General features: G+C 38.2%; 15 protein-coding genes. 6 read left to right on the top strand and 9 right to left on the bottom strand.

Annotation, left to right across the window (positions count from 1 at the left end; translation table 11 throughout):
* Nucleotides 1-29 precede the first annotated feature (29 nt).
* A complete protein-coding gene (locus tag JEM65_RS19200; protein WP_199603115.1) occupies nt 30-2,789 on the bottom strand; it encodes a 2-oxoglutarate dehydrogenase E1 component in 2,760 nt (919 codons plus the stop codon).
* Between the two features lie 123 nt (nt 2,790-2,912).
* Here JEM65_RS19200 and JEM65_RS19195 point away from each other — a divergent pair, with 123 nt between their 5' ends.
* Nucleotides 2,913-3,446 (top strand): alpha-ketoglutarate decarboxylase, encoded by a 534-nt coding sequence (locus JEM65_RS19195; RefSeq protein ID WP_199603082.1) that lies wholly within the window; start codon nt 2,913-2,915, stop codon nt 3,444-3,446.
* Nucleotides 3,447-3,474: 28 nt separating this feature from the next.
* Here the strand turns inward: JEM65_RS19195 and JEM65_RS19190 are convergent, their stop codons facing one another.
* Both JEM65_RS19190 and JEM65_RS19185 read right to left on the bottom strand, forming a co-directional pair.
* Complete coding sequence (locus tag JEM65_RS19190; RefSeq protein ID WP_199603081.1) at nt 3,475-3,828, bottom strand: hypothetical protein; 354 nt, start codon at nt 3,826-3,828, stop codon at nt 3,475-3,477.
* Between the two features lie 5 nt (nt 3,829-3,833).
* Nucleotides 3,834-4,808, bottom strand: coding sequence for a polyprenyl synthetase family protein (locus JEM65_RS19185; protein WP_199603080.1), 975 nt, complete (start codon nt 4,806-4,808; stop codon nt 3,834-3,836).
* Nucleotides 4,809-4,929: 121 nt separating this feature from the next.
* Between JEM65_RS19185 and JEM65_RS19180 the strand changes: the two genes are divergently transcribed.
* The 5 genes from JEM65_RS19180 to JEM65_RS19160 all read left to right on the top strand — a co-directional run bounded on the left by JEM65_RS19180 (nt 4,930) and on the right by JEM65_RS19160 (nt 12,221).
* Nucleotides 4,930-5,547: a TetR/AcrR family transcriptional regulator gene (locus JEM65_RS19180; protein WP_199603078.1), complete on the top strand. Its 618-nt coding sequence runs from the start codon at nt 4,930-4,932 to the stop codon at nt 5,545-5,547.
* Entirely contained in the window at nt 5,537-6,880 is a 1,344-nt protein-coding gene (locus JEM65_RS19175; protein ID WP_199603076.1) for a TolC family protein, read from the top strand. Before JEM65_RS19180 ends, JEM65_RS19175 begins: the two co-directional genes overlap by 11 nt.
* 129 nt (nt 6,881-7,009) lie before the next feature.
* Nucleotides 7,010-7,372, top strand: coding sequence for a four helix bundle protein (locus JEM65_RS19170; RefSeq protein ID WP_199603074.1), 363 nt, complete (start codon nt 7,010-7,012; stop codon nt 7,370-7,372).
* 168 nt (nt 7,373-7,540) lie between these two features.
* The gene (locus JEM65_RS19165; protein ID WP_199603072.1) at nt 7,541-8,728 is read left to right on the top strand and encodes an efflux RND transporter periplasmic adaptor subunit; all 1,188 of its coding nucleotides are present in this window, start codon (nt 7,541-7,543) and stop codon (nt 8,726-8,728) included.
* Nucleotides 8,721-12,221 carry an efflux RND transporter permease subunit gene (locus JEM65_RS19160; protein WP_199603070.1) on the top strand — a complete coding sequence of 1,167 codons (3,501 nt, stop codon included), beginning with the start codon at nt 8,721-8,723 and terminating at the stop codon, nt 12,219-12,221. The genes JEM65_RS19165 and JEM65_RS19160 overlap by 8 nt, the downstream gene beginning before the upstream one ends.
* 543 nt (nt 12,222-12,764) lie before the next feature.
* On the opposite strand, the gene JEM65_RS19155 is transcribed toward JEM65_RS19160, so the two are convergent.
* From JEM65_RS19155 to JEM65_RS19130, 6 genes are all read right to left on the bottom strand, one after another.
* Entirely contained in the window at nt 12,765-15,083 is a 2,319-nt protein-coding gene (locus JEM65_RS19155; RefSeq protein ID WP_199603069.1) for an inorganic phosphate transporter, read from the bottom strand.
* A gap of 70 nt (nt 15,084-15,153) precedes the next feature.
* Nucleotides 15,154-16,356, bottom strand: coding sequence for a porin (locus JEM65_RS19150; protein WP_199603067.1), 1,203 nt, complete (start codon nt 16,354-16,356; stop codon nt 15,154-15,156).
* A gap of 488 nt (nt 16,357-16,844) precedes the next feature.
* Nucleotides 16,845-17,411 (bottom strand): aminoacyl-tRNA hydrolase, encoded by a 567-nt coding sequence (gene pth, locus JEM65_RS19145; RefSeq protein ID WP_439953516.1) that lies wholly within the window; start codon nt 17,409-17,411, stop codon nt 16,845-16,847.
* Nucleotides 17,412-17,966: 555 nt separating this feature from the next.
* Entirely contained in the window at nt 17,967-18,614 is a 648-nt protein-coding gene (locus JEM65_RS19140; protein WP_199603063.1) for a 50S ribosomal protein L25/general stress protein Ctc, read from the bottom strand.
* Between the two features lie 144 nt (nt 18,615-18,758).
* Nucleotides 18,759-19,700, bottom strand: coding sequence for a ribose-phosphate pyrophosphokinase (locus JEM65_RS19135; RefSeq protein WP_199603061.1), 942 nt, complete (start codon nt 19,698-19,700; stop codon nt 18,759-18,761).
* A gap of 404 nt (nt 19,701-20,104) precedes the next feature.
* On the bottom strand, nt 20,105-20,388 hold a 284-nt coding region (locus tag JEM65_RS19130), incomplete at its 5' end, for an IS66 family transposase (protein WP_199603059.1).

Here is a 20,388-nt window from a genome sequence, read left to right as displayed (position 1 = left end):
TTCCTACCTAAGCAGGAGTATTTTAATTTTTATCGTTGGTTATTTTTTGTGCTGTCAAAAACATAGTCAATCACTTCTTTGTGACGGCGTTTAGAACGTGTTGAACTTCCTGCTGCTGGTGCACCGTAAGCACGTCGTGACGCAATTCTGAACGATTTTGACTCTTCAAAATGCATCATCAAAAAGCTGTAAGCCCCCATATTACGAGGCTCCTCTTGTGCCCAAACAACATCTTCAGCATACTCATATTTTTTTAAGATCTCACGCATTTGTTTTACTGGTAATGGGAATAATTGCTCTATTCTTACTAAAGCGACATCCTCCCTTTTTTGTTCTTCTCTGACCTCTAACAGGTCATAATAGAATTTTCCAGTAAGAAAGACAAGTGTTTTAACCTTCTCAACCTCTGCTTGATGATCATCGATGACCATTTGGAAACTACCGTTTGCAAATTCATCTACCGTTGACACCACCAAAGGATGGCGCAATAAACTCTTAGGTGTAAATATAATTAAAGGCTTTCTAAAGTTGGCCTTTACCTGTCTTCTCAACAAATGGTACATGTTTGCTGGTGTCGTACAATCTGCAACATACATATTGTCACTGGCACACAACTGTAAATAACGTTCCATACGTGCTGATGAATGCTCGGCACCTTGGCCTTCATAGCCGTGTGGCAATAACATGACCAATCCGTTTTGCAGTTTCCACTTGTCCTCAGCTGCAGAAATGTATTGGTCCAACATTATTTGTGCCCCATTACTAAAATCTCCAAACTGTGCTTCCCAAATGGTTAAGGTTTTTGGGCTGGCCATGGCATAACCATAGTCAAAACCAACCACACCATATTCAGAAAGTAAAGAGTTGTAAATATAGAATTTACCTTGAGTATCACTGATATTATTTAAAAGTACGATCTCTTCTTCACTATCTTCCACCTTTACCACCGCATGGCGATGAGAAAACGTACCACGCTCAATATCTTGTCCTGACATACGTACATCATGACCCTCTTCTAAAAGCGTTCCATATGCTAAATGCTCAGCCATTGCCCAGTCCAGTTTATTCTCTTCAAACGCTGTTTTACGAGATTTTACAAGACGCTCAATTTTACGGATAAACTTTTTATCTTCTGGTAAGCTGGAGATAACATCAGCAATTTTTGTTAACTTTTCTTCAGAATAGGTCGTATCAACAGCTTCCATCATTTTATTCTCGTCTGCACTTTCATAACCGGTCCATTCATCTTCCATAAATGGCGTAATGACCGTTTTTTCCTGCTTACGAGAATCTTCCAATTCTTCTTCTAAGGACCCTTTATAAGACTCTTCAAGTTTTTGAACAAAATCCTTATCAACGATGCCTTCTTTTATAAGTTTTTCAGCGTAAATATCCCTTGGATTTTCATGCTTGGCAATTGCTTTATATAGTTTTGGTTGGGTAAAACGAGGCTCGTCACCTTCATTATGACCGTATTTTCTATACCCTAAAAGATCAATAAACACGTCACGTTTAAAAGTCATTCTAAAATCTAGCGCAAATGACATGGCGTGAACCACGGCCTCAACATCATCCGCATTAACATGCAGCACAGGAGACAACGTTACCTTTGCTACATCTGTACAATAGGTACTAGAACGTGCGTCTAGATAATTTGTGGTAAAACCAATCTGATTGTTAATTACAATATGTATGGTTCCACTGGTTTTATAGCCATCCAAATTTACCATTTGAATCACTTCATACACCAAGCCCTGTCCTGCAATGGCAGCATCTCCGTGTACAATTATAGGTAGCACTTGAGATGGGTTATCACTATATTTATCGTCTTGTTTTGCTCTCGCGATACCTTCAACCACGGCGCCTACAGTTTCTAAATGTGAAGGATTTGGCGCAATATTTAAGTTGATCTTTTTACCGCCTTTAGACTCTCTATCGCTAGTCCAGCCCAAGTGGTACTTTACATCACCATCAAAAATTTCCTGCTCATAATCTTTTCCGTCAAATTCGCTAAAAATATCTTTTGCTGATTTCCCGAAAATGTTGATCAAGGTGCTCAAACGGCCACGATGTGCCATTCCCATAACAAACTCCTTTACGCCAACTTCTGCTGCATTTTCAATGAGTGTGTTTAATGCTGGGATTAAAGACTCACCACCTTCTAATGAAAAACGTTTTTGGCCTACATATTTCGTATGCAAAAAGCTTTCAAAGGAAACCGCTTCATTGAGTTTGGTTAGGATATCTTTTTTTGCCTCAGTCGAAAAATTTGGCTGATTGTCATTGATATTTAGTTTTTTCTGAATCCATTCAATTTCTTTAGGATTCCTGATATACATATATTCCACACCAATTGAAGAACAGTAAATCTTTTCGAGGTGGTCAATGATACTTTGTAAGGTTTGAGGCCCTGTGCCTAAGATTTCTCCGGCAGAGAACAAGGTATTAAGATCTTCTTTTAAAAGGCCGAAGTTTTCAATTGCTAAAGTAGGCTCGTATTTACGGCGCTCTCTAACAGGGTTGGTTTTTGTAAACAAATGACCTCTATTTCTATACCCATCAATTAAGCGCACCACATTGAATTCCTTTTGCATGTGTTCAGGAATGTCAGGTGAGATACAAACCTCGCCATCATTATAAGTGGCTTCACTGTTTTCTGAACCAAAATCGAAACCTTGAAAAAAGGCTCTCCAACTCGGTTCAACTGTATCCGGATTTTGTAAATATTGATCGTATAATTCAGCAAAGTGAGCTGAGTGAGCGGCGTTTAAAAAGGAATATTTATCCATCATTTTTTGTAAAACGTTCAGATGTTTTCAAATTTTATTCAAAAATACAACTTTTACCAAAACAAGAATGATTTTAGTATATTTATATGATATAAGTGTATCGATAAACATAATACAAAATTTATGAGATTCCCACTAAACAAAAACCATTTTATTTATCTTTTAATAGTCTCATTTTCCTTAACCGCTTCGGCACAGCTACAAAACGTTTCGGCCCCAACTGATTTTTGGAGTCACGTTCGGTTTGGTGGCGGTATTGGCTTAAGTTTTGGTGACGGTTTTTTTAGTGGAACGCTGGCTCCGAGTGCTATTTATGACTTTAACGATCAAGTGTCTTTAGGGGTTGGACTTAATGGCACTTACAACAAACGGAAAGATTTTTATAAATCGACCGTTTTTGGAGGAAGTTTGATCGGACTGTTCAATCCGATACAAGAAATTCAGCTGTCTGCAGAGTTTGAAGAATTGAACGTCAGCAGAAATTGGGATGATAATTTAGGAATTGCCGACGAAAACTATTGGTACCCAGCCCTATTTCTTGGTGCGGGTTATAGAATGCGAAATGTTGCAGTAGGCATCAGGTACGATGTGCTCTATGATAAAGACAAAAGCATTTATGCCGACCCGTGGGCGCCTTTTGTAAGAGTGTATTTCTAAACAGAAACATCTTAAATACAGTTGAGGCTTAAGATGAGTATTGGTGTCTATAATACACCTTTTGCCATTCTCGTTTTAATATTAAAAATGTGACATGCTCTGACATTTGCAAGACATCATTACCATCTAACTGTCTTATTTTTTCTTCAGAAACATCAATAATATAGAGTAGATTCAAATAGTCCATGAATTTTTCCTGAACTAATTTGTACACTTTTTCATGAAGCATCAATTTTAAGCTGGTTGGTAAAACGTCGGTATGGAACTCCAAATTGATATTTGCCAAAGACAAATCTTTATTGAGTTGCGCCACCAATTTGGCATACAACTCAAGCTGATTGGCTTGCACCACGACGTCATCAAAGGTTTCTAAATTTTTCATGGCTATTAAACTCTCCTATTCATTAAATCATTGCCAAATTCCTTTAAGACGTTCTTTTTATCTTCAGCTATAGAAAGCTCGTCTAAAACTGAAAACGCCATCTGGGTATACTTTTCTATTTCTTTTCGCGTAGCATCAGCTGCACCGCTCGACTGAAACAGCTGCTTTGCAGTTTCTATTTTGTCTGTGCTGTCTGAAGGATTGATGGCAAACAGATGTTTCAATTCTAGTTGGTCTTCGGCATTTGAAAACTCCACAGCCTTTAAAAACAAATAGGTTTTCTTGTTTTCAATAATATCGCCACCCACTTGCTTACCAAAGGTTTCTGGATCTCCAAACGCATCCAAATAATCATCCTGAAGTTGAAACGCCACACCCAATAATCGTCCAAACTCATATACATGGTCTTGATCCTGTTTGGAGGCTCCTGCAACAATAGCCCCCATTTTCATGGCTGCACCAACCAATACAGCCGTTTTGAACTCGATCATTTTAAGATATTCTGCCACTGAAACATCGTCTCTGGTTTCAAAATCCATGTCATATTGTTGGCCTTCACAAACCTCTAAGGCAGTTTTGCTGAACAATTTTGCCAATTCCTGAAACGTGTTGGCATCATAATATTCAAACAATTGATAGGCTATAATAAGCATGGCATCTCCTGATAGAATACCGGTATTCACATCCCATTTTTCATGGACAGTAGGCTGACCACGACGCAGTGGTGCATCATCCATAATGTCGTCGTGAATTAGAGAGAAGTTATGAAAAATCTCAATACTCAATGCCGCATTCAGCGCATTTTTATAATCACCATTAAAAGCGTCAGCGGTCATGAGCGTCAATAACGGACGTAAACGCTTACCTCCCAAATCTAGAAAATAATGGATGGGGTCGTACAAGGAGGCGGGCTCCTTTACTTGGATTTTATCTTCTAAATAGGCCACAAAGGCAGTGTGGTAAAACGAAATATTTTGCATATGGCAAAAATAAGGCAAATACCCTCAGTAAAACAAGCCTTAAAATCAATATTAAATTTCTATTAAACTTTGGAAACTATTTTGGTTTTTAAAGTTTCCTATTGTACATTTGTACGCAATTATGAAAGAAAAAATTATAAATAGAGCTACAGAATTGTTTTTGACCCTAGGTTTCAAAAGCGTGACTATGGATGATATTGCCAATGAATTGGGCATTTCCAAAAAAACCATCTATGTACATTTTGAGAACAAAACAAAACTCATTGAGGCAGCAACATTTACAGTCTTAGAGGATGTTTGTAACGGTATTGACTGCATTTCTGAATCCTCTGTCAATCCTATTGAAGAATTGTACGAGATCAAAATGTACGCGATGGCCTTTTTAAAAAATGAAAAAACATCGCCACAATTCCAATTGAAAAAATATTATCCGCAAATCTATCAACGTCTGCAAGTAAAACAATTTGAAAAAATGCAAGGCTCCGTGCAGGAAAGCATTCAAAAAGGTGTTGACACAGGATTGTTTAGAAGCAATATTGATGTCGATTTTATTTCGCGCATGTATTTTAACGGGATGTCAGGTATAAGAGACGAACATATTTTTCCGCACGATCAATTTTCAATTGAATATTTAATGGAAAGTTATCTCGAATATCATTTAAGAGCCATTGCAACCAACACTGGGTTATCTGTTTTAAAAAAATTCATCAACAACCAATTACAACCAAATGACAAGTAAAATTTATATCCTTATAATCCTCCTCCTTCCCATTTTGGGATTTTCACAGGAGGCACCTACAAGCTTTACTTTACAGGAAGCCATTGATTATGCGTTGCAAAACAACCGTAATTCCATAAACGCCCAATGGGATATTGAAGCGGCCAAAGCACAAAAATGGGAAACCACAGCCAGCGGATTGCCCCAAATAAGCGCCGCAGTAGATTATCAAAATTTTATAAAGCAGCAGGTACAGGTGCTTCCTGCGGAATTTTTTGGTGGTAATCCCGGAGATTTTACGGAGGTGGTTTTTAGCACCAAACAAAACATGACAGCTACCGCCACCTTAAGTCAACAAATCTTTGATGGGTCATATTTGGTCGCGCTACAATCGGCCAAAGTGTTTTTAGACATTTCAAAAAACGCTAAAGTAAAAACTGATTTAGAAGTTCGTAAAGGAGTGATCAATGCTTATGGCAATGTTTTATTGGCCGAAGAAAGTGTTCAAATTCTACAACGCAACCTTGAGGTTCTTCAAAAGAACCTTGATGAAACCACTAAGATTTTTGAAAATGGTCTGGAAGAAGAAGAGAGTGTAGAGCAGCTACAAATAACACTCGCTGGGGTTAAAAGCAATTTGAAAAATGTGACACGAATGAAAACCTTGGCGCATCAAATGCTCAACATAACACTTGGTTTGGAGATCAATCGTTCTACTGTATTGACCGATGATTTAGAACGTCTTACGCAAGAAAACATCTCTTTGGGCTTATTAGAAACAGAAGCCAATGTTGAAAACACTGTTGACTACCAAATTGCAGAAAACGATAAGGTTTCAAAAGAACTCTTATTAAAATTGGAAAAAAGCAAAGCCTTACCAACACTAAATGCTTTTATCAATGGCGGGTATTCTGCGTTTAGTGACGACTTTACATTTACCAATAAAGATCAAACATGGTTTGGTTCCTCTTTATTTGGTGTGAGTTTAAATGTACCCATTTTCAGTTCAGGCATGCGAAGGGCAGCAACCCAACGCGCTAAAATAAACTTGGAAAAAGCAGAAGTTGATCTTGTTGATAAAGAGCAAAACATAAAATTTGAAATTGCATCTGCTAAAAGCGATTATCAATTTGCTATAGAAGAGTACGACAATAAAAAACAAAATCTAAGACTTGCCGAGCGTATTGAAGAAAAAAATCAAACCAAGTTTTTTGAAGGTATTTCTTCAAGTTTTGATTTACGTCAGGCGCAAACTCAACTATACGCCGCCCAACAAGAGTTTTTACAAGCTATGTTAGACGTTATTAATGCCAAGGCGGAACTGGAAACGGCTTTGAATGTCTTTACGGAATAGAAGAAGTTGAGAAGTTGAGAAGTTGAGGAGTTGAGGAGTTGAGGGGTTTAGGGGTTGAGGGGTTTAGGGGTTCAGCAACTCCGAAGGAATTTTGAATGTTAGAATAGGTAGATTCAAATTAATTAAGATATGAGAGTTTTTTCTTTTGAAAAGTTAATAGTTTGGCAGAAGTCACGCGAGTTGTCTAAGGTTATTTATAACCTGACCCATCAATTTCCGGAAGACGAACGTTTTGGATTAATTAGCCAAATGCGAAGATGCTCAGTTTCAATTTCATCAAACATAGCGGAAGGAACAGGTAGACATTCTAATAAGGATAAAGCACGATTTACCGAGATTGCATATGGTTCAGCACTTGAATTGTTAAATCAGGCCATTTTGTCAAACGACTTGAAATTTCTATCAGATGAAAGCTTATATCAAATAAGAACCAATCTTTCAGAAATAACGGCAATGTTAGATTCACTGTATAAATCACAATTAAAAGTATAACAATTAATCACACGCGTAATAATTCACATTTAAAACCTTACAACCCCACTAAGCACTTAAACTTATAAACTCCTAAACTTTTATAAACCCCTTCTCTTACTAAACTCATAAACTTCTTAAACTTCTAAACTTCTAAAACTATCAAACATAAATACCAAACTTAAAACAATGAAAAACATACTCACCATCTTAACCATAATGCTGCTCTTCACCTCTTGTGGAGACGACAAAAAAAACACAGTTGAAAACGCTTTGGAAAGCAACAACTTGGAAACCATCAGAAAAAAGAGAGCTGAATTGGTTGATGAGCAACAAGTGCTCCACGACAAAATTAAGGTTCTTGATGAAAAAATTTCAGAATTAGACACGACTAAAAATGTACCGCTAATTACCACCTTTAAAGCACAACCCGAAGCATTCAATCACGTATTGGAACTGCAAGGCAATGTGACTACTAAAAACTTGATGATCCTTAAGCCAGAATACAATGGTATTCTGACTAATGTATATGTTAAAGAAGGCCAGCGTGTGAGCAAAGGTCAAACCCTAGGTAAAATTGACGATGGTGGCTTAAGCCAACAATTGGCGCAACAGCAAATTCAATCTGATTTGGCTAAAACTACTTTTGAGCGCCAAAAACGCTTATGGGATCAAAAAATTGGAAGTGAAATTCAATTTCTTCAAGCAAAATCAACTTATGAAGGTCAGTCAGAAGCAGTAAATCAGATTAAGCAACAAATCGCAAAAACGGTCATTAAAGCACCTTTTTCAGGAACTATTGATAATATCATCACAGAACAAGGAAGTGTTGTTGCTGCAGGACAAACCCAATTGATGCAGATTGTAAATTTGGACGATATGTATATTGAAGCTGAAGTTCCAGAACGTTATGTCAATGCGGTTACAAAAGGCAAAGCTGTTGAAGTCAATTTTCCCGTACTCGGAAAAACAATTACCTCTAAAGTACGTCAGACCAGCAGCGTCATCAATCCTTCAAACCGAACATTTAAGGCAGAAGTTGCCATCCCGAACAAGGACAAGATAATCAAACCAAACTTGACGGCCCGTTTAAAAATCAATGATTACACCAATGAAAATGCAGTGTTGATTCCTCAGAGTATTATTTCTGAAAATGCCGAAGGCGAGCAATATGTTTACGTGGTTAAAGATAAAAACGATAAAAATCAAGGTACAGCAACACGAGTGGTGATTAAAACAGGCAGAACACAGGGCGATCAAATTGAAGTGTTGGAAGGCATAGAAAACAATGCAGAACTTATTCAGGAAGGCGCAAGAAGTGTAAAAGACGGGCAGACTGTAGAAGTATTAACTATTGATAACAGACAGAATGACTAAGAAGAAAAAACAAGTAGAAAAGAAATTTGGCTTGTCTTCATGGGCCATCAACAATAAGACCACAATGTATGTGCTTATTGCGGTGATTTTCTATCTCGGAATTGCTGCGTTTTTCAGTATGCCACGGGAGAGTTTTCCGGAGGTCAATGAAACCAAAATTTATATCAGTTCTGTTTTTCCTGGGAACACTGCTGAAGATATTGAAAAGCTGATCACTGATCCGTTGGAGGACAAGTTAAAAACGGTCAGTAATGTGGTAGACATTACCTCAACATCTCAAGAAGATTTTTCTATGGTGGTGGTAGAGTTTGACGAGAACATTACTGTTGAGCAGGCCAAACAAAAGGTAAAGGATGAAATAGAGAGTGAAACCTCTAGTGAAGATTGGCCTACATTTAATGAAGCCAAAGTGGAGCCGGATGTTTTTGAGTTGAGCCTTTCAGAAGAAATGCCCATTCTTAATATCAATATTTCTGGAGATTATACCGTCGAAAAACTTAAAGAATTTGCGGAATACCTTCAGGATGAAATTGAGGACATTCAAGAAATCAAAAAGGCGGATATCCGTGGTGCTCAAGATAAGGAAGTAGAAATAGCGGTAGACATCTATAAAATGATGGCCTCAGAAGTGACGTTTAATGACATCATCGGCGCCATCAAAAATGGCAACGTGACCATGTCTGCCGGAAATTTAATTGCCAGCGGACAACGTCGTACAATCCGCATATTGGGCGAAATCAATTCGCCTAAAGAATTGGAAAACTTTGTCGTAAAAGCCGAAGATGGCAATGCCATCTATTTGAAGGATGTGGCTACGGTAACGTTTCATGAAGAAGATAAAACAACCTTTGCGCGCGAATTTGGAGAACCTGTCGTCATGTTGGACGTTAAGAAACGTGCAGGAAAAAACATGGTGGCTGCCGTTGAGCAAATTACAGTTATTGTAGAAAAAGCAAAAAAGGAGGTCTTTCCGCCGGACTTAAAAATTACTATTGCCAACGACCAATCGTCGGTAACCATTGGGCAGGTTGACGACTTGGTAAACAACATCATTTTTGGGGTCATCTTGGTCGTCACCGTTTTGATGTTCTTCCTAGGATTTAAAAACGCAATTTTTGTTGGGTTCGCTATTCCGATGTCCATGTTTATGTCTCTCATGATCTTGAATATGCTAGGCCAGAGTTTAAATACCATGGTGCTTTTCGGACTGATCATGGGTCTGGGGATGTTGGTGGACAATGGTATTGTGGTGGTAGAGAACGTGTACCGTCTGATGGACGAAGAAGGCATGAGCCGTATTGAAGCTGCTAAAGAAGGGATTGGCGAAATTGCTTTCCCTATTATCATCTCTACAGCCACAACAGTTGCCGCGTTTATTCCTTTAGGCTTATGGCCAGGAATTATGGGCGAATTTATGATGATCTTACCAATTACCTTATCCGTTGTTTTGGGATCATCTTTATTTGTAGCCATATTTTTCAACTCGGTGTTGGTGTCCCAATTTATGAGTATTGAAGACAAAAACATGCCTATCAAACGCATTATTATTACCACAAGTATTATGGTGGTGATTGGCTTGATCGTGTTTTTTACCGCTGGCGAATACCGTGCGTTAGGAACCATCATGATTTTTACAGCCATTATGCTATGGGTTTACCGCTTTTTCTTAAGAAAATGGGCCAACAGTTTCCAAAACAATACGCTTGTAAAATTAGAAAACTGGTACGAGCGCCAATTGCGCAGTGCGCTTTCTGGTAAAATGCCGTATATATTGAGTGTTGGAACCTTTGGTTTGCTGATTTTAGCCTTTGTGGCCTTCGGTGCCTCCTTGGCTGCAAAACGCACTAAAGTCGAGTTCTTTCCGGATAATAAGCCCAATCAGATTATTGTATATATCGAGTATCCACAAGGGACCGCCATTGAAAAAACCAATGCCATTACCCATCAAATAGAAAAGCGTGTTTATACGGTGTTGAACGACAAGCAATACATGGACGGAGACTATAACTTTTTGGTAGAAAGTGCCGTCTCACAAGTTGGTGAAGGTGCAGGGAATCCACAAACAGATATGGGCTCTGCTGCCGAGATGCCGCATAAAGCAAAAATTACCGCCTCCATGCGGGAGTACAAGTTTAGACAGAAGGCTGACAGTGAACTGTTGCGTCAAAAAGTACAGGAAGCCTTGGTAGGCATCTATCCTGGCGTCTTGATATCAGTAGAAAAAGACGCAAATGGCCCACCTGCAGGATCACCCATCAATATTGAAATTGAGGGTGACGATTACAACGAACTGATTGCGACCGCTGAAAACATGCGTGAATTTATAAACACCAAAAACATTGCTGGTATTGACGAGCTTAAAATTGATGTCAATAAAGACAAACCCACCATGCGCGTTACGGTAGATCGTGAAAAAGCTGGAGAACTGGGCGTGAGTGCCGCCATGGTAGGACAGCAATTGCGTAATTCGATATTTGGGGCGAAAGCCGGCATTTATAAAGAAAGCGGCGATGATTTTGATATCTACGTGCGTTTTAATGAAGAAAACCGCTACAGTACGAGCGCCTTGTTCAACCAGAACATTACGTTTAGGGATAATAAAGGACAGATTAATAACATCCCTTTATCTACGCTTATCAAATATGAGAACAACTCTGGGTTTAGCGCCATCAAACACAAAGGCACCAACCGTGTGGTAACAGTCTATTCTGCATTGTCTCCTGGATATACGGATGCAGGCGCCATAGTAACGCAGATTCAAAATGAGATGAAGAGCTACGAAGGTTTGCCAGAAAACATTAAAATTGATTATACAGGACAGATTGAAGAACAAAATAAACAAATGACCTTCTTGATGGGTGCCTTTTTTACAGGCCTCGGCTTGATTTTCTTTATCCTGATCTTCCAATTCAACTCCATTTCAAAACCAGCCATTATCATGCTGGCCATCTTTTTGAGTTTTATCGGGGTGTTTGGTGGTATAGTCATTACTGGGAGTGCCTTCGTCATTATGATGACCATGGTTGGAATTATCTCTCTAGCGGGAATTGTGGTGAATAACGGGGTGGTACTGTTGGATTACGCCGAATTACTCATAGAACGCAAAAAGAATGAACTGGATCTCGAAAAAAGTGATTATCTAGAAACAGAAGACCTTTTTGAAACCATCGTCAAAGCTGGGAAAGCACGTTTGCGTCCTGTATTATTGACCGCTATTACGACCATATTAGGGTTGATCCCGTTAGCCATTGGATTAAACATTAACTTCTTTACCTTATTTAAAGACTTTGATGCCAACATTTATATGGGAGGGGATAACGTGGTGTTCTGGGGCCCATTAGCCTGGACCGTGATTTACGGATTGCTTATTGCAACATTCCTCACCTTAATTGTGGTGCCTATTTTATTCTTTTTAGTGACCAAATTTAAGATGTGGTTGCGGACTAGGGTAAAATCGGTCAATCAGGAGATGGACAAGGAATTGGCGGAGTAATACCGTAATATTTATAACATTGAAAGGCTAAATGACAACGTTAATTTAGCCTTTTTTTATACCCCAACGAAAAAATCCATCAAGATGTAAATAACTAGAAACACAAGCGTCCTAAACAGATCTCAGGTCAAATTAAGGGTGTTTTACGCGAATTTATCTCCTTTCATTGAATACAGTTAAGTCCAACTTTGATCACCGTAGAACAGTAACCATCTGTAATAAAAAACACCTTAAAAAGATATCAAATCTGTTTAGGGTGTTAGATATTAAATCATCAGTGTCTGGTAAAGAATTAAGATCGCTGCGCTTATAGTCCCGATAGCTACCGGGAAAAGAACAAAGACTTGATTGTAACTGACTGATCAACAGTCGTTATTCTAAATTAAATTTGCCTAATCACTCTAAGTAAATTTGGTTTCAAAAACAAGGTGTCATTTTTAAGTTCTCGAACCAGATCATGCTTTAAGTGGGTTTGCAAAATTTTCACCTGTTTTATCGGACAATAATGATATTAAAAATGATATTAAATAATAGAATCCGGTCTTATTTTTTGTGTTTGTCTGGGAAAGGAATAGGTTTTACTGAACTGTCGTGGGCCAGATAATACTCTTCCATAAGATTCATTGTCGCCACTAGCAAATCTTTTGTTTCCAACAAAATACTAAAGTATAAGGTGGTGTTTTTCGGACTCGATTCTTCGGTACGTGTACGTTCTACCTGTTTTTGGATTTTATCAGTAACCAGACTGATAATTTCTTTTTTCCTACCCAAAATAATGCCAATCTCTTCAAAAGAATGCGATTCAAAGGCGTTTCTGGTATTGTTAAACAAGCGCTCAAAACGTTCATCCACTTCCTTCAGCTCCTTAATCTGACTGAACTTTAATTTCTTGTGATTATTGTGGATGTGTTTATGACTCACTTTAGAAATGTATTCCAAAGATTGGGTCATGTCCTGCAAATACCCTAAAATATTGATGTAGAAATTACTCGCGCCAACACTCGAGTCGTCCAAATTCTTGATAAAATAGAAGATATTGTCACGCAGCTCATCAACTTCATCAGATAGTTTTTTAACCTGCTTTTTATTTTTCTTCAATAAGGACAAGTCTTGTAATGCGAGACCATTAATAGCGTTGGTATAAATTTTATTACCGCGTTTAATGACATTGGCAATATTATTGGCACTTTCATGAATTACGCCTTGTACAGAGCTACTTTCAGTTTTATTCAAGCGGTCTTCAGCTTTGGTCTCTTTCAATTTTTTACTGTGTGCCATGGAGCTTTTGATAAGCAAACCAAAGGCCACCAACAATAAAATTGGAAACATCACCTTAATATTCAAATTTAATAAATATGCAACTAAAGCCGCGGCGAAAAATGCACTGATTGCGGTAAAGAACCAACCCCCTATTACATTAATAACACCAGCTACTCTATATACCGCACTTTCCGCTCCCCAAGCTCTATCCGCAAGTGAAGACCCCATAGCCACCATAAACGTGACGTAAGTGGTTGATAGCGGCAACTTGTAAGAGGTTGCAATAGCAATCAATACGGCGGCAACCATTAAATTGACCGCAGCTCTTACCAAGTCAAAAGAAGGCAATTCGTGCACTTTATCCTTTGCGAGTTTGATAACAGGTGCTTCAAATTGTTTATCAATTTTAGCTTCCCACGATTTTGGTAAGATATATGATGTAACATAGGATATGCCCATCGCCATTCTTACAAAATTTCTAGACAAAAAGTTGGGTTGAAAACGTTCTTTGGTTTCACCTTGACTTGCCAAATCGAGTGAAGTTTTAACCACGTTTTTAGCTTTTGAAGAAAACCAAAGCGTTAGTACCATAACCAACCCTGCACCTAGCAATAATAAGGTAGGAGTTGAAGCTTTTTCACCCAAGCTCACCATTGGAAATTCTGTGGCCGATAGACCAAGCGTGTTGACAGCAGGATTTGTAAAATCTGAGTAGGCTTGAAATGCACCCATTGAAGGGCCGATAAAGTTGACCAAATCATTCCCAGCAAAAGCCAATGCCAATGCGAAAGTACCCACTAAAATAACCAATTTGTAAATGTTGGTCTTTAAGAATGCAATGACTGCATAGGACAATGCGGTCCATAATAGAAAACTTATTGCAACTATATAAACTGCTTGATGTTCTAAAAATTCTTTGATGGTTTCCCCACCTGTAATGGCATAACTCTGGTTGGCCAAATTGGTGCCGCCAATACCTTTAAGAAAAATAAAATAAGTAATGGATGTCAATGCAAACCCACCAAATAAGGCCCCTACCCAATCCGCTTTTCTTTCAAAATCATAAGAGAGCAATAATCGGGCTATCCATTGTACAAAGGCACCCACGGAAAACGCAATAACTACAGAGAGCAGTATTCCAAAGATAATTTCGGAGACTTTGGAGGTGTTGATATAGTTCATCACATCAGCAAGTTCACCGCCATTATGGCTAATTTTTATCAGGGTCATCGCTACAGACGCTCCCAACAATTCAAAGACGATAGATACTGTTGTAGAGGTGGGCAAGCCAATAGAATTAAAGAAATCCAACAGCAGAATATCCGTAATCATTACCGCCATGAAAATAATCATGATCTCGCTAAACATAAACTGTTCAGGATTGAAGATGCCTTTACGGGCAATTTCCATCATCCCACTGGAGAATATGGCTCCGATGGCAATTCCGAGACTGGCGACAATCATCAGCGTTCTAAAAGAAACCGCTTTAGAACCAATGGCCGAGTTCAGGAAATTCACTGCATCATTACTAACGCCGACCACCAAATCTGCCACCGCTAAAATGGCCAAGGCAATGATCATGTATAAATAAATATTCTCCATAATGTAGTTTAAAATAGTTTGCAAATATCCTTCGTGTTTTTAAAGGCAATGTTACGTTAATGTTATGTTTTTAAAATTGCACTGCAAATTGCAAGCGAAACAAAAGTTGATCATCTGAACCCGTGACATCTAAATAACTGAAATCTGACTGCACTTTCAATTTATGACCCAATATATATTTAGAAACCCCAAGGGTGTATTGATTTTCTGAAGGGTCGCCGGTGATAGGGGTTTCTGGAGTAATGTTGCTATATCTTCCTGACAGCTCCCAATTGTTTTCCAACACGTAGCCCAACTGAACATTCAATCCGGTTCCTACTTCTACAACATAACCCGTGTCTATGCCATCAGCATTTTTAGCAATCGGTTCATCGGCAGTTCGTTCAGCGAACGCTGCCAACAAAGAAAAGCCTCGATACTTAAATACGGCATCAATATATACTGTTGAAATATCGGTTTGGTGCAAACCTGCATCGGTTATCATGTATGCACCTTGATTGCTACGTGTTTTTACGGCATTGTTGTTATAATCGTAAGCCAGGGCAACCGCTAATTTTGGAGTGGGCTCTCTAAATAAATCACCGCCAACAAAGGCACCTCCTTTATTAAAATCGCCAAACGGATACAATTCCAATCGCGATGTAAATTGCAAACCACCAAGGTTGCCATAAGTTATATTGCGGCCCTCACCTTGCGAGACGGCAAATGCTTCTTTTAAAAGTATTTTTTCAGAAAGTTGGGTTTGATGGTGCAATTGTAAGCCTAGATCTCTATCAATAGTATAGGTTTTACTAAGCAGAGACCGGTCTACAAACTGAAGGTTAGTGGAAGAGGTTAGCGTTTCTAAATCTCCTGGAAGTTTAGTTTGGCCAAACCACAATTCGAAATTTCGGTAAAAATTCCATTTCATCACCGCATCCAGAATGTAACGCGGTGCATTACCGGTATAAATGGAAGCACCAGACACATCTCTGTTAGAAAGACCTAAGGCTACTTTGTACGTCAGTTTTGGAGAATAGACAAACCCATCAAATTTTAAACGGGCCCTTCTGATTAAAAATTGAGATTGGGCATCTGAAAAGGAACCGTCCTGTTCTTCCCATTGTGCCGCACCTTGAAATTGCAATTGCAACCCCATTTTCATCGTAAAGGTGCTGTCCTTTCCGATAACATTAAAGATACCGTTGCCCAAACTAGGACCTTCAATATGTTGCGCATTAAGAAAATTACCCACGCCTAAAAAAAGCACAACAAGTGCTGAAGAGAGCTTCATAAGTCAATATTAGTTTTTGTCACTGCAAAGAACTCTAACTAATCTGTATGTAATGTTTCCTTAATATTAAATTTTCGCATAAAAAAACTGCCTTGGCCAAAGGCAGTCATCACAATTCAGGATACAATAGTCGACAAAAACTAATAGTGTATATGAAGTCCTAATTGTGTACGTCTAAAGACAGCAACAAATATGAGATTTTAAATGGGTTTAAATGTCAACCTAATATTAACGATTGCTTATCGCTGTAAAACAGTTAATTAATTAAAATTCAGATAATTACGGATTTAATGTTAATTTAAAGTTACCAAAACGTTGTTTCTAGGTTAACAGTCCTTTATGTTTGTGTATCGTCAGGAACCAGATCTATTAAAACACCACCTTTTATGCTGACCAGTTCCACTCTGCAAGACATAAATAGATCCTAAAAACGAAAAAGCATCCTCAGGGAATGCTTTTTTATGAAAAATATTAAGCGACACGGTTAGTTACTGTCCGTTAAAGGTATTCATCGTGATGGTAATACCTGCCATTCCGAAAGATTTAATAAGCTCCACAGCTTTATCCAAACGCTCTACCAATTTCGCTTCCTCTTCTGGGGTCCATTCTCCCAACACATAATCCACTTGTCTGCCCTCGCTAAACACGTCACTAATTCCGAATCGGAAACGGTTGTAATTTGTAGTCTGTAGTTTATCCTGAGTATCTTTTAATCCATTATGGCCACCAGCACTGCCTTTGGTCTTTAAACGGATGGTACCAAACGGCAAATTCAAATCATCTGTAATGACCAATACATTTTCTAAAGAAATGTTTTCTTTGGTCATCCAATACACAATAGCCTTTCCGCTCAAATTCATATAAGTATTCGGTTTCAACAGGATAAACTGGCGTCCTTTAAACTTATATACAGTGACATCTCCCAATTTTTGGGTGACAAAATTTAGGCCTTCCTTTTTAGCCAAATGATCCAAGACCCTAAACCCAATATTATGTCTTGTATTCTCGTAATCACTGCCTATATTGCCTAAGCCTACAATAAGATGTTTTTTCATAGTGTTGTCTTCAACCTCTGTTGACCGATGTGATGATTTAAAAAGATAGCTTAAAAACTTTAACATGTCAACTCTATTCTATTTTACAACAGTTGTGTTAATTTGAAAAATAACCATAGTCACAGAACAGTTATAATTATCCAATCAAACTTTTTGGGGTTAGGTAAAAATAAAAGATATAACAGCTTAAGTCAAATCTTGAGGCATTAAAAACCGAGCGAATCCCAAAAGCTTGCTTGATAGAGGTTAAAATTGATATCTCGCAAAAAAATGGATAAATTCAAACATCTCTTTTGAATGCGTTGCTTCGATAATTTTATGAAACGTGCCAAAGTTGAGATCCCGCCCGAAAGCGGGATTAGTTCAACTATCTGTTTTGAATGCGTTGCTCCGATAATTTTATCAAACGCACTAAAGTTGAGATCCCGCCCGAAAGCGGGATTAGTTCAACTATCTGTTTTGTATGCGTTGCTTCGCAACTTTTCAAAACAGAGTTTCACTAAAAAAAGCATCCTGAATAAACAGGATGCTGTAAAATATGTTGTGAAACAAGATTTATTCTTGACCTTCAGCTGCAGTTTCAGTAGCTTCTGCTCCTGCTCCTTCTGCTCCTTCTTCAAGTTCTTCTTCATCCTCGCCTTCAAACTCAGCTACACTTGCTCTAGAACGTCTCACTTGACAAACTACAGTGTTATCTGGGTGTAAGAATTTGTAATCAGGGTTTTCCAATTGCGTAATGTACAATTTACTTCCAATTTTTAAAGGTGTAATATCAGCCTCAATAAAATCTGGTAAGTTTGATGGTAATGCTTTTACTCTAAGTTTACGCTGATTTCTACGTAAGACACCTCCATTTAATACACCTTTAGAAGTCCCAATGATATGTACAGGAATTTCCATTGCAATTTCTTTATCCTCAAATAACTGATAGAAATCGATGTGTAAGATTCTGTCAGTTACGGGATGTAATTGGATGTCCTGCATGATTGCATTAAAAGACGATCCGTTTTCTATGGCAATCACAACTGTATGCGCATTTGGCGTATAAACCAGTTTTGAAAAAGCCAATTCAGGTGCTGAGAAATGCACTGGGTTGTCTCCTCCGTATAATACGCAAGGAACCTGACCAGCATTACGTAAGGCTTTTGTTGCTTTTTTGCCCACGCTTTCTCTTTGAGATCCGTTGATTGTAATTGATTTCATAATTGTTTGTTTATTGTTATTTAATGGTATTATGGAAACTTTGTTGAAACAAAACGAAAAGTTTTGCTCCAAGTCGTTTTCATTTTGAAAATTTATAGTTAATAATTAATACTCTATATAAGATGTAGCCTAATTTGATTGTGACTACATTAAAAATTTGGAGCTAATTGATTTGTTGTAATGCACGTTATGCATTACCTCCGCAAATAAATTAGCGCAACTGATCACTCTGATCTTGTCGCTTTGTTGTTTTAAAGGAATAGAATCTGTAACGATCAATTCTTCTAATTTTGAATTTTCCAAACGCTCATAAGCATTGCCAGATAAAATGGGATGCGTACAAATGGCTCTCACACTCAAAGCTCCACGTTCCATCATCAAGTCGGCAGCTTTGGTCAACGTTCCGGCGGTATCCACCATATCATCTACCAATACCACGTTTTTACCCGTAACATCACCTATCAATTCCATATGCGAAATGACATTGGCCTTTTCACGTTGTTTATAACAAATAACCACATCACTTTCTAAGGCTTTAGAATAGGCATAAGCTCTTTTAGAACCACCCATATCTGGCGAAGCAATAGTTAAGTTATCGAGGTTTAAACTTCTTAAATACGGTAAAAACACTGTAGAGGCAAACAAATGATCCACAGGTTTTTCAAAAAAGCCCTGAATTTGATCAGCATGTAAATCCATAGTGATAATACGGGTTGCGCCCGCAGCTTCCAACATTTTCGCTACTAATTTAGCCGCAATTGGAACTCTAGGTTTGTCTTTTCTGTCTTGTCTTGCCCAACCAAAGTAAGGCAACACTGCGGTAATGTGTCTTGCTGAAGCACGCTTTGCGGCGTCAATCATCAATAACATTTCCATCAAATTTTTGGGTCCAGGATGGGTCGATCCAATGATAAACAATCGTGTTCCTCTTATTGATTCTTCATAAGACGGCTGAAACTCACCATCACTATAGGTTGATGTAATCACCTTACCAAGCGGCTCACCGAAGGTGGCGGCTATTTTTTCTGCAAGTTCTGTACTCTGTGAACACGCAAAAATTTTGGCTTTTGTAGCAACGTTAGGCATCTGTAATGAAGTGTTTTATAACGAATTAATCCTCGTTCTGTTTAACAGGCTGCAAATTTAAGAATTTATTTGGACAGATATGTATAAATGGAAGATATTTTTAGCTGTTGGCGATGAATATGCGGAAAGAGAATAAATACTGCTTTGCTGTTAGAGCCAAGAATAAAGACTTTAAATTAGTGAAACTCAATTTTTAAAAGTTGCGAAGCAATGAATTAAAAATTGTTAGTTGAACTAATCCCGCTTTTTAGCGGGATCCTTGGGTTTTATTCCNNGGAACTTCTACTTGATACCTCGTGCCCTTGAGTCGAGGTTGTTCATTTGGATCAACATGGATAATTTGGGAGGTGTAGCATTCAGCCAGTTGTGCCCTTGCTACTCTATAAAACTTAGAAAAATGGTAACTATTCAGGCTTCAATATAGCAATAGTTTTAAAAGCGCCGAATATGTTTTGTCCGTTTTTAATACAGGTGTCAGTTACTGATCTTATGACCGCATAGACTTGTGCACCATTTTCAGTTTTGAACTGACCGGATACTTTTTGTTTCACTTTCACATTCCTAATTGCTCTTTCCGATGCGTTATTGTCAGCAGGCACATGGAAATGATAGAGAAAAGTAAGAATATATTCTTTGTGCTTTATCATTCGCTTATGAAATGCACGCAGTTTCTTTTGATTTTCCGGTA

Origin of the sequence: Gelidibacter salicanalis (assembly GCF_016469035.1) — a bacterium.
In the GTDB taxonomy this organism is placed as follows: Bacteria; Bacteroidota; Bacteroidia; order Flavobacteriales; family Flavobacteriaceae; genus Gelidibacter; species Gelidibacter salicanalis_A.
Note: the sequence above shows the minus strand (reverse complement) of the source record. Positions and strands in the feature narration are given on the sequence as shown.

What these genes read in the sequence shown, in the direction of transcription:
- JEM65_RS19140 (WP_199603063.1), bottom strand. Translation starts at nt 18,614, where the DNA reads ATGAAATCAATTACAATCAACGGATCTCAAAGAGAAAGCGTGGGCAAA.
- JEM65_RS19155 (WP_199603069.1), bottom strand. Translation starts at nt 15,083, where the DNA reads ATGGAGAATATTTATTTATACATGATCATTGCCTTGGCCATTTTAGCG.
- JEM65_RS19195 (WP_199603082.1), top strand. Translation starts at nt 2,913, where the DNA reads ATGAGATTCCCACTAAACAAAAACCATTTTATTTATCTTTTAATAGTC.
- JEM65_RS19170 (WP_199603074.1), top strand. Translation starts at nt 7,010, where the DNA reads ATGAGAGTTTTTTCTTTTGAAAAGTTAATAGTTTGGCAGAAGTCACGC.
- JEM65_RS19175 (WP_199603076.1), top strand. Translation starts at nt 5,537, where the DNA reads ATGACAAGTAAAATTTATATCCTTATAATCCTCCTCCTTCCCATTTTG.
- JEM65_RS19160 (WP_199603070.1), top strand. Translation starts at nt 8,721, where the DNA reads ATGACTAAGAAGAAAAAACAAGTAGAAAAGAAATTTGGCTTGTCTTCA.
- JEM65_RS19150 (WP_199603067.1), bottom strand. Translation starts at nt 16,356, where the DNA reads ATGAAGCTCTCTTCAGCACTTGTTGTGCTTTTTTTAGGCGTGGGTAAT.
- JEM65_RS19135 (WP_199603061.1), bottom strand. Translation starts at nt 19,700, where the DNA reads ATGCCTAACGTTGCTACAAAAGCCAAAATTTTTGCGTGTTCACAGAGT.
- JEM65_RS19185 (WP_199603080.1), bottom strand. Translation starts at nt 4,808, where the DNA reads ATGCAAAATATTTCGTTTTACCACACTGCCTTTGTGGCCTATTTAGAA.
- JEM65_RS19165 (WP_199603072.1), top strand. Translation starts at nt 7,541, where the DNA reads ATGAAAAACATACTCACCATCTTAACCATAATGCTGCTCTTCACCTCT.
- JEM65_RS19200 (WP_199603115.1), bottom strand. Translation starts at nt 2,789, where the DNA reads ATGGATAAATATTCCTTTTTAAACGCCGCTCACTCAGCTCACTTTGCT.
- pth (WP_439953516.1), bottom strand. Translation starts at nt 17,411, where the DNA reads ATGAAAAAACATCTTATTGTAGGCTTAGGCAATATAGGCAGTGATTAC.
- JEM65_RS19190 (WP_199603081.1), bottom strand. Translation starts at nt 3,828, where the DNA reads ATGAAAAATTTAGAAACCTTTGATGACGTCGTGGTGCAAGCCAATCAG.
- JEM65_RS19180 (WP_199603078.1), top strand. Translation starts at nt 4,930, where the DNA reads ATGAAAGAAAAAATTATAAATAGAGCTACAGAATTGTTTTTGACCCTA.